This window comes from Pseudomonas viridiflava, from assembly GCF_900602065.1.
Taxonomy (GTDB): domain Bacteria; phylum Pseudomonadota; class Gammaproteobacteria; order Pseudomonadales; family Pseudomonadaceae; genus Aquipseudomonas.
The window spans coordinates 155,197-168,800 of record NZ_UWFN01000091.1 but is presented as its reverse complement, the minus strand read 5'-3'; the positions used below and the strand labels follow the sequence as shown (position 1 = coordinate 168,800).

At 57.8% G+C, this 13,604-nt stretch carries 13 protein-coding genes; 5 read left to right on the top strand and 8 right to left on the bottom strand.

All coding sequences use genetic code 11. The features are described from left to right. Nucleotides 1-58 precede the first annotated feature (58 nt). Entirely contained in the window at nt 59-820 is a 762-nt protein-coding gene (locus EE949_RS02310) for a YdcF family protein (protein ID WP_122662483.1), read from the bottom strand. An 85-nt stretch (nt 821-905) separates the two neighbouring features. After that, on the bottom strand, nt 906-1,277 hold the full coding sequence (locus tag EE949_RS02305) for a hypothetical protein (protein ID WP_122662481.1): 372 nt from the start codon (nt 1,275-1,277) through the stop codon (nt 906-908). A 314-nt stretch (nt 1,278-1,591) separates the two neighbouring features. Between EE949_RS02305 and leuS the strand changes: the two genes are divergently transcribed. From leuS to EE949_RS02280, 5 genes are all read left to right on the top strand, one after another. Then, nucleotides 1,592-4,198, top strand: coding sequence for a leucine--tRNA ligase (leuS, locus tag EE949_RS02300; RefSeq protein ID WP_122662479.1), 2,607 nt, complete (start codon nt 1,592-1,594; stop codon nt 4,196-4,198). Nucleotides 4,199-4,287: 89 nt separating this feature from the next. Beyond that, a complete protein-coding gene (gene lptE, locus EE949_RS02295; RefSeq protein WP_122662476.1) occupies nt 4,288-4,893 on the top strand; it encodes an LPS assembly lipoprotein LptE in 606 nt (201 codons plus the stop codon). Between the two features lie 183 nt (nt 4,894-5,076). Next, on the top strand, nt 5,077-6,114 hold the full coding sequence (holA, locus tag EE949_RS02290) for a DNA polymerase III subunit delta (RefSeq protein ID WP_122662474.1): 1,038 nt from the start codon (nt 5,077-5,079) through the stop codon (nt 6,112-6,114). A 239-nt stretch (nt 6,115-6,353) separates the two neighbouring features. Further along, the gene (gene arfA / locus EE949_RS02285; RefSeq protein WP_122662472.1) at nt 6,354-6,509 is read left to right on the top strand and encodes an alternative ribosome rescue factor ArfA; all 156 of its coding nucleotides are present in this window, start codon (nt 6,354-6,356) and stop codon (nt 6,507-6,509) included. An 84-nt stretch (nt 6,510-6,593) separates the two neighbouring features. Beyond that, on the top strand, nt 6,594-7,913 hold the full coding sequence (locus tag EE949_RS02280) for a lytic murein transglycosylase (RefSeq protein WP_122662469.1): 1,320 nt from the start codon (nt 6,594-6,596) through the stop codon (nt 7,911-7,913). A gap of 231 nt (nt 7,914-8,144) precedes the next feature. Here the strand turns inward: EE949_RS02280 and lipA are convergent, their stop codons facing one another. From lipA to mltB, 6 genes are all read right to left on the bottom strand, one after another. Next, the gene (gene lipA / locus EE949_RS02275) at nt 8,145-9,176 is read right to left on the bottom strand and encodes a lipoyl synthase (protein WP_095100443.1); all 1,032 of its coding nucleotides are present in this window, start codon (nt 9,174-9,176) and stop codon (nt 8,145-8,147) included. A 2-nt stretch (nt 9,177-9,178) separates the two neighbouring features. Then, nucleotides 9,179-9,826, bottom strand: coding sequence for a lipoyl(octanoyl) transferase LipB (gene lipB, locus EE949_RS02270; protein WP_122662467.1), 648 nt, complete (start codon nt 9,824-9,826; stop codon nt 9,179-9,181). Continuing rightward, nucleotides 9,826-10,101 (bottom strand): DUF493 domain-containing protein, encoded by a 276-nt coding sequence (locus EE949_RS02265; RefSeq protein ID WP_027902321.1) that lies wholly within the window; start codon nt 10,099-10,101, stop codon nt 9,826-9,828. The genes lipB and EE949_RS02265 overlap by 1 nt, the downstream gene beginning before the upstream one ends. 87 nt (nt 10,102-10,188) lie before the next feature. Next, nucleotides 10,189-11,349 (bottom strand): D-alanyl-D-alanine carboxypeptidase family protein, encoded by a 1,161-nt coding sequence (locus EE949_RS02260; protein WP_122662465.1) that lies wholly within the window; start codon nt 11,347-11,349, stop codon nt 10,189-10,191. 239 nt (nt 11,350-11,588) lie between these two features. Then, the gene (locus EE949_RS02255) at nt 11,589-12,596 is read right to left on the bottom strand and encodes a septal ring lytic transglycosylase RlpA family protein (RefSeq protein ID WP_122662463.1); all 1,008 of its coding nucleotides are present in this window, start codon (nt 12,594-12,596) and stop codon (nt 11,589-11,591) included. Then, nucleotides 12,596-13,603, bottom strand: a complete 1,008-nt coding sequence (gene mltB / locus EE949_RS02250; RefSeq protein ID WP_122662461.1) for a lytic murein transglycosylase B — start codon at nt 13,601-13,603, stop codon at nt 12,596-12,598. The genes EE949_RS02255 and mltB overlap by 1 nt, the downstream gene beginning before the upstream one ends. Nucleotide 13,604 lies beyond the last annotated feature (1 nt).

Genomic DNA, 13,604 nt, shown 5'->3' with positions numbered 1-13,604 from the left:
TAGCGTTCTCCCTGATGCACCGCTATCGCAGCCTTCGGCAGCTCCTACAGGGCTCGTCTTATGGATAAACCCACGGATAAACCAGCAACCCCGCCGCCTCATTGAGCAACTGCCCGCTCTGCCAGATTGCCCGGCTTTCCGGCAGCCAGCCACCAAACACGCGGGCGTTGTCGGCACTCAAAAAACCGACGGGGGCGGCAACCACCGTAAATCCAGCCTTTTCGAAGCTCCATTTCGAGCGCGGCATGTGCCAGCCCTGGGTTACAAGCACCACCCGCTTGATACCCAACGGCTGCAAGATGGCCGCCGTCATCGTTGCGTTTTCCCAGGTCGTGCGGCTCAACCCTTCCTGCCAGCGCACTGGCACACCAAAGTCGTTTTCCAAAGACTCAGCCATGATGGCCGCCTCACTCGGCGGCTCGCCGTAATGCAAGCCACCGGTCGTCAGAATCGGCAGGCCTGAAGCCTTGGCCAGCCTTGCTGCGTAGCGCATACGCTCAAGGGCCACGCCTGTCGGGATGTCAGCCCCCCAACTCGGGTCATTACGCTCGCGGCCCGAGCCGAGAATCACAATCGCGTCCGCCTGCTGCGCAAGGGCTGCCCACTCGCTGCGTGGCATCGGCGGTACTTGTTCGATACTGCGCGCAGCGGTCTCTACGACCACAGGCAAGCTCATCAACCACAGCCCTCCAAGGCCCGTCGCAAAACATATTGCAGCCAGACGCGGCCGGGCACGACGCACATAAAAAGCCAGCAGCAACAGGACGAAGAAAATACCGGGAGGGAGAAAAAGCGCTTTGAAAAAATAGCGGACAGGCATCGGGCATCTCCAGAAGATGCCCGAAGCCTAGAAGGATTGACGCTAAGCAACAATGCTTATGATGCAGGCCCGCAGCCTGCGAAGGTTAACGCCTGAAAAAATTGCTTGAGTTGTGACGGCTCAACTTCGCCAGGGTCATGGCGCGCTTTTTATCCTTCAGCCAGATGACCTTGGCTGAATACGACGGCATCGATACCGTCCCCACGGGCTCTCGTGAAACGATGAAACTGCTTTTTACATCAGGATTCACCTCACCACCTGCCGCAACGGCACCGTTGTTTAAGTAGGCTTCAATCAAATCGAACTCGGCACGACTCAAGCCACGGAGTTCCAGCTCCTCAGGCCACTCGTCACGCAGTCGCACTGCAATGTCTGCCGTTTCCAGAGCAAGGCCCAGCCGATTAATCAAACGTTCGTACAGCTCGGGGGTTGTTGCTGTGTGCTGCAGCTCTGTCATCCGCTCACCTCATCGAAGATAAAACATACCCTCGTCATTGAGCTTAGCGCCGCTGTCAAAACCGGTGCATTGCTGCGACAAACGGCGGCTGGGTGCTGCGCAACAGGTCCCTGGGAGCAATGAGCCACGCAATCAGGGTTTCCCTCGATAGTCGGCGCTCATGTATGCTACGGCGCTTCCTGTAATTCCACTTCCGCTCGCGTGAGCACGAAAGCACCGCACAGGCAGTTTCCATTGTCCGGCAAGCGGTGCCGACCTGACTCGGCGATGCAACGAAGAGGTCAAGGGTCACCAATCTTTAGTAAAAAGTAGCCATGCACGAACTCTATCAGCCCCGTGAAATCGAAGCCGCCGCCCAAACCTTCTGGGACGAGCAAAAGTCTTTTGAAGTCAGTGAACAGCCAGGCAAGGAGACGTTCTATTGCCTGTCGATGTTTCCTTACCCTAGCGGCAAGCTGCATATGGGTCACGTGCGCAACTACACCATCGGTGACGTGATCGCCCGCTACCAGCGCATGCAAGGCAAAAATGTCCTGCAGCCAATGGGCTGGGACGCATTTGGCATGCCGGCGGAAAACGCCGCGATGAAAAACAATGTCGCGCCCGCCAAGTGGACCTACGAAAACATCGCCTATATGAAGACCCAGTTGAAAAGCCTGGGCCTGGCGATCGATTGGTCCCGGGAAGTCACCACCTGCAAGCCTGATTACTATCGCTGGGAACAGTGGCTGTTCACGCGCCTCTTCGAAAAAGGCGTGATCTACCGCAAAAACGGTACCGTGAACTGGGACCCGGTTGACCAGACCGTACTGGCCAACGAACAGGTCATCGACGGTCGCGGCTGGCGTTCGGGCGCGATCATCGAGAAGCGCGAAATCCCGATGTACTACTTCAAGATCACCGCTTACGCGGATGAACTGTTGCAGAGCCTTGACGAACTGCCGGGCTGGCCCGAGCAGGTCAAAACCATGCAACGCAACTGGATTGGCAAATCCCGTGGCATGGAAGTGCAGTTCCCGTACGACCAGGCGTCCATTGGTGAAGCCGGTGCACTGAAAGTCTTCACTACCCGTCCGGACACCCTGATGGGCGCGACGTATGTCGCCGTCGCTGCCGAACACCCGCTGGCTACCCTGGCCGCGCAGAACGATCCGCAGCTGCAGGCGTTCATCAACGAATGCAAAAGCGGCAGCGTCGCCGAAGCCGACGTTGCCACCCAGGAAAAGAAAGGCCTGCCGACCTCGCTGTTCGTCGAGCACCCACTGACCGGTGAAAAGCTGCCAGTGTGGGTCGCCAACTACGTGCTGATGCATTATGGCGACGGCGCTGTAATGGCAGTCCCTGCACACGACGAGCGTGACTTCGAGTTCGCCTCGAAATACGACCTGCCAATCAAGGCCGTAGTCCGCACCAGCGCAGGCGATGAAACACCCGCGCCATGGCAGGCGGCTTACGGCGAGCACGGCACGCTGATCAACTCTGGCGAGTTCGATGGCCTGGATTTCGCTGGCGCATTCGACGCCATGGAAGCTGCACTGACCAAGAAGAGCCTCGGTCAATCACGCACTCAATTCCGCCTGCGCGACTGGGGCATCAGCCGTCAGCGTTACTGGGGCTGCCCGATCCCGATCGTGCATTGCGACACCTGCGGCGATGTACCGGTTCCTGAAGATCAACTGCCAGTCGTACTGCCTGAAGACGTTGTACCCGACGGCGCTGGCTCGCCCTTGGCGCGCATGCCTGAGTTCTACGAGTGCAGTTGCCCGAAATGCGGCGCACCAGCCAAGCGCGAAACCGACACCATGGACACCTTCGTGGAGTCGTCCTGGTACTTTGCCCGTTACGCCTCGCCACACTATGAAGGCGGAATGGTTGATCCTGTTGCAGCCAACCACTGGCTGCCGGTTGATCAATATATTGGCGGTATCGAACACGCAATCCTTCACCTTCTGTATGCGCGCTTCTTCCACAAGCTGATGCGCGACGAAGGCCTGGTGACCTCGAACGAGCCGTTCAAGAACCTGCTGACTCAAGGCATGGTTATCGCCGAAACCTACTATCGTCTCGAAGCCAACGGCAGCAAGACGTGGTTCAACCCGGCCGATGTCGAACTTGAGCGCGACAGCAAAGCCAAGATCATTGGCGCCAAACTGATCAGCGACGGCTTGCCGGTCGAGATTGGTGGCACCGAGAAGATGGCCAAGTCGAAGAACAATGGCGTTGACCCTCAGTCGATGATCGATCAGTACGGCGCAGACACCTGCCGCCTGTTCATGATGTTCGCATCGCCGCCTGACATGAGCCTGGAGTGGTCTGACTCCGGCGTTGAAGGCTCGCATCGCTTCCTGCGTCGCGTCTGGCGTCTGGCGCAAAGCCATGTGACGCAAGGGCTACCAGCCGCGCTGGATATCGCTTCGCTGAACGACGATCAGAAAGCCATTCGCCGTGCCATCCATCAGGCAATCAAGCAAGCCAGCCAGGATGTGGGTCAGCACCACAAATTCAACACGGCCATCGCGCAGGTAATGACGCTGATGAACGTGCTGGAAAAAGCACCACATGCCTCAGTTCAGGATCGCGCGCTGCTGCAGGAAGGTCTGGAAACAGTTGCATTGTTGCTGGCTCCGATCACGCCGCACATCAGCCACGAACTCTGGAGTGAATTGGGTCATAACACGCCGATCATCGACGCTGGCTGGCCGGTTCTGGACCAGACCGCGTTGGTTCAAGACAGCTTGCAGTTGGTCATCCAGGTTAACGGTAAACTGCGCGGCCAGATCGAAATGCCTGCCAGTGCTACCCGCGAAGAAGTAGAAGCCGCTGCCCGGACCAACGAAAACGTACTGCGTTTCATCGATGGCCTGACGATCCGTAAAGTGATCGTGGTGCCCGGCAAACTGGTCAATATCGTCGCAAGCTGATGGGATCAGGCGCCCGACCATGCGCGGGCGCTGAACATATTTCCTGGGTTCGCAGAGTCGACCCAAACGGTTTCAAGGGGAGCATCAAGATGATCAAACGCAATTTGCTGGTTATGGGCCTCGCCGTATTGTTGAGCGCCTGTGGTTTCCAGCTGCGTGGTACCGGTGAAAACCAGCTGTCCATCAAGGAACTGGACCTCAGCGCGCGTGATGCCTACGGTAAAACCGTTGTGCAACTGCGCCAGGTTCTGGAAGGCAATGGCGTAAAGATCTACACCGGTGCTCCGTACAAGCTGGCTATTCTCGATGAACAGGAGACTCAGCGTAAAGCGAGCTCAGGAGGCGCTGGGCGTGCAGCCGAGTACACGCTGAACACCACGCTCAACTACGAAATAAAGGGCAGTCAGAATCGTCAGCTGTTGCAACGCAAAATCCAGATCGAAAAGATCTACGTGCATGATGGCAATAACCTGACTGGCTCTGACCTGCAGGCTGTGCAGGTTCGCAACGAAATGCGCAGCGACCTGATACAGAACCTGATGGCCCAACTGCAGCAATTGACGCCAGCACAACTGGATGAACTGCAGGCCAAGGCCGACGCAGTCGCCAAGGCTGAAGCCGATGCACTGGAAGCCGCACAACGTATTCGCGACGAAACTCCACAACAGTCGCCGATCGAAATCCCTTCTCGTTAAAAATGCCCGGGGCCAGCTCCTTGCTGGCCTCCCTTTTTTATTTTCTTGAAGTGCATTCTCCTGCAGGAGCCAACGTGTTGGCGAAGGGAATGCCAGACACGCCGCCTCGCCAACACGTTGGCTCCTACAGGTCTTTGGTTTGCTGCCAGCCAACGCGGCGTCAGGGACACCGAGGAATCTCATATGAAACTCGCACCGGCCCAACTCGGCAAACACCTGCAAGGCAACCTGTCGCCTGTTTACGTGATCAGCGGCGACGACCCGTTGCTGTGCCAAGAGGCCGCCGACGCTATTCGAGCCGCCGCAAGACAGCAAGGGTTTGATGAACGTCAGGTCTTTAGTGCCGACTCCAGTTTCGACTGGGGCACGCTGCTGCAAGCCGGTGCGAGCATGTCGCTTTTCGCCGAACGTCGCCTGCTGGAGTTGCGCCTGCCTTCCGGCAAGCCTGGCGACAAAGGGGCTGCAGCGCTGATGGAGTACTGTTCACGCCCGGCGGAAGACACATTGCTGCTGATCAGCTTGCCAAAGCTCGATGGCAGCGCGCAGAAAACCAAATGGGGCAAAGCGTTGGTCGAGGGCGCCCAGACTCAGTTCGTGCAAATCTGGCCAGTGGATGCTGGGCAGTTGCCACAGTGGATTCGCCAGCGCCTGTCTCAGTCCGGTCTGAGCGCAACTCAGGATGCCGTTGAGCTTATAGCCGCTCGAGTGGAAGGCAATCTGCTGGCAGCAGCGCAGGAAATCGAAAAGCTCAAGCTGATGGCCGAAGAAGGTCAGATCACTGTCGAGACCGTGCAAGCGGCAGTCGCTGATAGCGCGCGATTTGATGTTTTCGGCCTTACCGACGCGATCCTGAACGGCGAAGCCTCTCACGCCTTGCGGATGCTTGAGGGACTGCGCGGCGAAGGTGTCGAGCCGCCGGTCATTCTGTGGGCGCTGTCTCGTGAACTGCGGGTTCTGGCCAACCTGGCGCTGCAATTCAGCCAGGGCGTGCCACTGGACAAAGCTTTCAGCTCAGCACGACCGCCCATTTGGGATAAACGAAAACCACTGATGAGCAAGGCATTGCAGCGCTACTCCGCCAAGCGCTGGGGTGAATTGCTGATGGACGCGCAACGCATCGATGCGCAGATCAAAGGCCAGGCGGTCGGCTCGCCATGGAGCAGCTTGAGTCGGTTATCGTTGCTGATGGCCGGACAGCGGCTGGCGTTACCAGCGGAGTAACGCCTGCTCGGACTATTCCTGCTGAGATATCTGTGCCTGTGGAAGGTACATCCGCAGCCTATGTATCGCCTGAGATGTCTTCATCGCGAATGAATTCGCTCCCACAAGGACCGGACTTTCAGGCCAATGAATAATCTTCACACCTAAATTTGCCAACGATAGCGCAGATCAATTAGACACAGCTCTGTCTTGAGCCGATCATCTGCGCCGCTTACCTATCCGCCGAGAGAGCACCTTCCATGAAAAAGCCAAAGCGGCCCAACAAGGCCAAATCCATCATCGCCCAGCCATTGTTCCGCAGCCGCCAGGAACAACCCGGCAAAGGCAAAGGCAGCTACCGCCGCGAAGCCTTCCAGTCTAAAAGCTGGGAGGCTTCTTGCTTTCTGGCGGCTTGAAACATCACGACTGTTCCCTGAGGTCCTTTCCGGCCTGCAGGCATGTTAAGGTCTGCACCTAACGGTAATACCTTGGACCCAAGCATGCCCTCTTGTTTTTTCCGACGTTGGCAAATGCGCCAAATGATCGCTGCCTCCAGCCTTGTCCTGTTAGTTGCCTGCGCGGAAAAGCCGACAGCAGCCGACGCCACACCGCTTCCCCGCGTCAACACAACCCCGGTGGCCTCCCCTGCCCCGGCGATTGCCGTAGATGCCAATCTCGATATCCTCCCGACCATGAGCTTTGCCGACTGGCAGGCTGGCTTCCGCACGCAAGCCCTCAAGGCAGGTATCAGACCGGACATTTTTGATCGCGCTTTTACTGGCGTCACGCCAGACATGAAAGTGGTCAAGGCTGATCGCAGCCAGCCAGAATTTACCCGCCCGGTGTGGGAATATCTGGACGGCGCAATTTCGGATGCGCGGGTTCGCAAGGGGCAGGCATTACTCAACCAGTACGCTGGGGTCCTGCAAACCATCGAACAACGTTACGGCGTTGATCGCAATGCGTTGGTTGCGGTGTGGGGTATGGAAAGCAACTTCGGACAATTCCAGGGTTCGCAATCCGTCATTCGCTCGCTGGCGACACTGGCCTACGAAGGTCGACGTCGCAGTTTCGCTCAAGACCAACTGCTGGCTGCGCTGCAAATTCTGCAACAGGGCGATATATCGCCAGAACAAATGATCGGCTCTTGGGGCGGCGCCATGGGCCAGACGCAGTTCATCCCGACGACCTACAACACTCATGCCGTTGACTTTGACGGTGACGGTCGCCGTGATATCTGGAACAGCGCGCCTGATGCGCTCGCATCGACGGCTCATTACCTGCAAAGCTCTGGCTGGCAGACCGGTCAGCCCTGGGGCTACGAAGTCAAACTGGCGCCTGGTTTTGACTATGCGCTGGCTGATGCGTCGACCCGCAAGACTCTGGCTGAATGGCAACAACTGGGGCTGACGCTGCCCAACGGCAGCGCCTTGCCACCCACGGCGGCCCAGCAACAGGCCGCCCTGCTGTTACCGGCAGGCTATAAAGGCCCGGCCTTTCTGGTGATGGATAACTTCCGCGCCATCCTGCGCTACAACAACTCCTCCTCGTATGCGCTGGCTATCGGGCTGTTGTCGGGACGATTCCAGGGTGGTGGCTACGTCGAAGGCAGTTGGCCCCGTGGAGACGTCCCTCTAGGACGCTCTGAGCGCATGGAACTGCAAACCCTGCTCTCGGCCAAAGGCTACGACGCAGGCAACCCAGACGGCATTATCGGCGCCAATACGCGCAAAGCCATTCGCAGTGCGCAGCAGGCGCTCGGCTGGCCAGCAGATGGGTATCCGACACAGGAGTTGCTGCAGAATCTGCGCAAGCCATAGAATCAGGCAAATTTGCGCGGACACTTGTGGGAGCGAATTCATTCGCGAAGAGGGCAGTCCATTCAACACATTTTCATTGGCTGGAATACCGCTTTCGCGAATGAATTCGCTCCCACGGGAGTTGGGTTTGCAGGCCAGGATAGAGTCTTTAACACTCTGAACATTCGCAAACAAAAAAAGGGCCGGATAGTGATATCCGGCCCTTTTTTGCTTTCAGCTGCAATTTGAACGTCAGACCATCGCTTTGACGGCGATCTTGGCCTGCTCGTCAGCGTGGTACGAAGAGCGCACCAGCGGGCCAGACGCCACGTTTTTGAAGCCCATCTTGTAACCTTCCTCGGCGAACCAGGCGAAAGTGTCCGGGTGCACGAAGCGCTGAACAGGCAAGTGGCTGCGCGAAGGCTGCAGGTACTGACCAAGGGTCAGCATGTCGATGTCGTGCTCGCGCATGCGCTGCATCACTTCGATGACTTCTTCATCGGTTTCGCCCAGACCCAGCATCAAGCCGGACTTGGTCGGTACGTGCGGGACCATTTGCTTGAAACGCTGCAGCAGGGTCAGCGACCACTGGTAATCAGAGCCCGGACGCGCAGCCTTGTACAGACGCGGCACCGTTTCCAGGTTGTGGTTGAACACATCCGGTGGCTCGGCTGCGGTGATTTCCAACGCGACATCCATACGGCCACGGTAGTCCGGGACCAGCGTTTCGAGTTGCACGTTCGGCGACAGCTTGCGGATCTCGCGGATGCAGTCGGCGAAGTGCTGGGCACCGCCGTCACGCAGGTCGTCGCGGTCAACCGAGGTGATTACCACGTACTTGAGACGCAGGTCGGCGATGGCAACAGCCAGGTTGGTCGGCTCGTTGACGTCCAGCGCCTTCGGACGACCATGGCCCACGTCGCAGAACGGGCAGCGACGGGTGCAGATATCACCCATGATCATGAAGGTTGCGGTGCCACCGGAGAAGCATTCACCCAGGTTCGGGCAGGAAGCCTCTTCGCAAACGCTGTGCAGTTTGTGCTTGCGCAGCAGTTGTTTAACGCGATCAACCTCAGGGGAAACCGGAATACGAACGCGGATCCAGTCAGGCTTTTTCGGCAGATCGACAGTCGGAATGATCTTCACCGGGATACGCGCAACTTTCTCCGCGCCACGCAACTTTACGCCTGCCTCGACTTTCGGACGGGGCGCACGCTCGGAAACATCAACGGTAGGGATCAAGGTTTGTACGGCGTTATCCGCAATATCAGTCGCAGTAGTCATAATCAGTCGATTCCGCCCGTTAGGGTCGTCTGCTCAGCATAGTCGAGGTGTTTGACGAGCTGCGCGCGCAGCCGGGCACTTACCTCGGCAAATTCAATCGGGCCTGCATGATCGCACAGCTGGGTCATTGCCAGCCCTGCGTATCCACAGGGGTTAATCCGTCGAAAGGGCTCAAGATCCATGTCGACGTTAAGCGCCAGACCGTGGAATGAACAACCTTGGCGAATTCGCAATCCCAGGGATGCGATCTTCGCTCCTTCGACATAAACACCCGGTGCGTCAGCCTTTGCCGCAGCTGTTACACCGTAACTGGCCAACAGGTCGATCAGGCTATTTTCGATCCGGGTCACCAGATCACGCACACCGAAACCAAGGCGTCTGACATCGAGCATCAGATAGACCACCAGTTGGCCGGGCCCATGATAGGTCACTTGGCCGCCACGATCGACCTGTACCACCGGAATATTACCCGGCAGCAGCAAATGTTCGGGCTTTCCGGACTGTCCCTGGGTGAAAACCGGCGCGTGCTGCACCAACCAGATCTCGTCCTGAGTCTCTTTGCCGCGTTGATCGGTAAAGCGCTGCATCGCATGCCAGGCCTGCTCGTAATCGACCTGACCCAGCTCGCGAACGCCCAGCATTGCGGCCATCAAAGCACCATGTGCACGCGACCCGTAGCACGCAGGGCGCTATTGATGTCACGCAATTGGTCTTCGCCTGTCGCAACGATGTGCAACTGGATAGTCGTGTACTTGCCGTTGCTGCTTTGGCGCTCGGCGAGCGTGGATATCTCGATCTTGGCGTATTTGGCCAGAATCTCGATCACGCTGTCTTTGAACCCCACACCTGTGTCACCGATCACTTTGATCGGATAGTCATCGCAGGGGAATTCGATTTTGTGCGACTTGACGTCGGAATCTGTCATGGCAGTAAAGGTCTCACAAGCCGTGAAGACGGAAACGCGCCCACTCAGGGTATGAGCGGGCGCGTCATGGTCAGCGTTGTACTGTTATCAGTTGAACAAGCCGTAGAAGAACAGACGAATGCTATCCCACACGCGGCGGAAGATGCCACCTTCCTCAACAGCGTCGAGGGCAATCAGGTTGGCAGTGTGGACGACTTTGTCTTCCATTTTCACTTCTACCTTGCCGATCACATCGCCCTTGGCGATTGGCGCAACCAGTTGCGGGTTCATGGTCATGCTGGCGGTCAGCTTCTTCATCTCGCCTTTTGGCATGGTCATGCTCAGGTCTTCAGCCAGGCCGGCTTTGACCTGGCGCTCGGTACCTTTCCAGACAGTGGCCTGAGCCAGTTCGGTGCCCTTCTGGTAGAAGTTCTGGGTTTCGAAGAAACGGAAACCGTAAGTCAGCAACTTCTGGGTTTCAGCAGCACGGGCCTGCTCGCTCGCGGTACCGAATACCACTGCGATCAGACGCATGCCGTCGCGCACGGCAGACGAAACCATGCAGTAACCCGCTTCGTCGGTGTGACCGGTTTTCAGGCCATCGACCGTCTTGTCGCGCCACAGCAGCAGGTTACGGTTTGGCTGCTTGATGTTGTTCCAGAAGAACTCTTTCTGCGAGTAGATAGCATAGTGAGCCGGATCTTCATGAATGATCGCGCGGGCCAGAATCGCCATGTCGTGAGCAGAAGAGTAATGCTCAGGATTTGGCAGGCCTGTCGGGTTCATGAAGTGACTGTTAGTCATGCCCAGATCAGCAGCAGTCTTGTTCATCATGTCGGCGAACGCATCTTCGCTGCCTGCGATGTGCTCGGAGAGCGCTACGCTGGCGTCGTTACCCGACTGGATGATGATCCCGTGCAGCAGGTCACTGACGGTCACCTGGCTGCCGACTTTGATGAACATCCGCGAGCCACCGGTGCGCCAGGCGTTTTCGCTGACGGTCACAGGGTCATTCTCACCGATCTGACCACGACGGATTTCCAGAGTCGCGATGTAGGCGGTCATCAGTTTGGTCAGGCTTGCAGGCGCCAGGCGCTGGTCGCCATTGTTCTCGACCAGAACGTTACCGCTGCTGGCGTCCATCAGCACGTAGGCCTTGGCAGCCAGTTGCGGTGCGGAAGGCGTCATCTGCTCGGCAGCCCAGGCAGCCGGAGTGATGATCAGCGGTACAAGCAGGCACAAGCGTTTTGCAAAGGTGGTGATGTTCATCCGTCTCTCGAAATTGCTAATGGGCAAACATGCCCTCGCGGGCAAAGCTTAACGGGCCGATGGAAGCGGTGCCGCTGCCAACGACCGGCGGTGCCAGGCTCTAATCCTGGCCCATGAGCCGCCTGTTCGACAAACAGGCTCATGGACAGTTGCCTGCGCGACTTGCTCTGATGGCAATGAGTCTGGCAGGCAACTGCAAACCGACCCGTCCCGACATCGCTGCCGGACGTGAACGGCTATTAATCCAGTGTCACGACGCTAGGCTGGCCCAGATTGGCTGACCTTACGCTGTTTTGCATTTGCTGGGCTTCACCCTGCGTCTCGATCGGCCCCATTCGAACTCGATAGAGTGTCTGCTGGTTGCGGGCTATCGAACTCACGAATACCGGCGCCCGAACCATCCCGCTCAATTTCGACCTCAGGAGTTCTGCAGCGTCCGGGTTGGCGAACGCGCCCACCTGGAGATACAGCCCAGAGACTGGTACGGAAGCGTTTTTTTTTGCGTCAAACGGCACCGCTGGCGCAGCATGCTGTTGCGGCGGTGGCGTGTACTGCTCGATGGTCCCGGCAGATGCGACCAAAGCCGGTGCTGCAGGTTGCGGAATCGCCTGTGGCTGATTCGGCAGCAGCGGCGCAGGACGCCCATTCTGGGCTAGCCATACCTGCGGGTCGATCCCTTCAACCTTGACCCGTGCGGTGCCGCTTTCGGCATAGCCGAGCTTCTTGGCGGCGGCATAAGACAAGTCAATGATCCGGTCCGAATAGAACGGTCCGCGGTCATTGACTCGCAAAATCACCGTACGGTTGTTGTCCAGGTTGGTCACTTTGACATAGCTGGGCAGCGGCAATGTCTTGTGCGCCGCGCTCATCCCATACAGGTCATAAACCTCGCCATTGGCGGTGTTCTGGCCATGGAACTTGGTCCCGTACCAGGACGCAGTGCCCGACGCGACATAGTTTCTGGAGTCCTGAATAGGGAAATAAGTCTTGCCCAGCACGGTGTACGGGTTGGCCTTGTACGGACCGGTGTGCAGGCTTGGCGTCGCATCAGGGATACGCGAAATATCCACGTCCCACCAAGGTGCGCCGTCTTTATGGGCACGGTTGATGTCCAGGCCCGGTGGCGAAGAGATACCCGCCGTGCCCTTCTGCACAGGACGACTTGGGGACGAACAGCTGACCACCAGCAATGACAGCGAAGCCAACGCCATCAACTTCAAAGATGTAACCATCGGCAATGCCCGCATTACTTGACGCCCCGAGCTTGAACCAATAATTCAGACAGCTGATGCACACTCATGGCGTACATCACACTGCGGTTATAGCGAGTGATTGCATAAAAATTCTTCAAACCCATCCAGTATTCAGGCCCATTTTCGCCTTCCAGCTTGAATGCGGTCACTGGCAGGTCATCGCGCAGCGCATCATGACTCGACCACCCCAAGGCTCGCAACTCCCCGACGGTCTTTACCGGATCAATGCCCGGTGTCAGGCCTTCATCAACGCGATCACCGCGCACGCTTGCAAGGCTGACCACCTGCTCGCCAGCGACCCAGCCATGCTGCTTGAAGTAACTGGCCACACTGCCGATGGCGTCATCCGGATCGGTCCAGATATTGATGTGCCCATCACCGTCGAAATCCACTGCATAGGCGCGGAAGCTGCTCGGCATAAACTGCGGCAAGCCCATCGCACCGGCATAAGAGCCCTTGAGCGTCAGCGGATCAACCTGTTCTTCACGGGCCAGTAACAGAAACTCACGCAGCTCCTTGCGGAAGAATTCAGCGCGAGGCGGATAGTCAAAGCCAAGCGTCGACAGGGCGTCAATCACACGGTAATTACCGGTGTTGCGCCCAAAGAAAGTCTCGACGCCGATAATCGATACGATCACCTGAGCCGGTACGCCATATTCCTGCTCGGCACGCGCCAATGCCGCTTCGTGCTGACGCCAGAAGTCCACGCCCCGCGCAATCCGCGCATCGGTGATGAACATCGGGCGATAGTCTTTCCACTGTTTGACCCGCTCGGCCGGACGGGAAATCGCATCCAGAATGGCTTGCTTGCGCTCGACGTCACGGAACACGTCGATCAGTTGCTCACCAGCAAAGCCATAATCGCGGGTCATCTGGCCGACGAACTCAGCCACTTGCGGCGAACCTTCGTAGTCGCCAGCGAATGCTTCTTGAACAGATCCAAGAATGCCAACCAGGCCGACCACCGGAGCATATCGAGCCCAGCTACGCACTACTTGCATT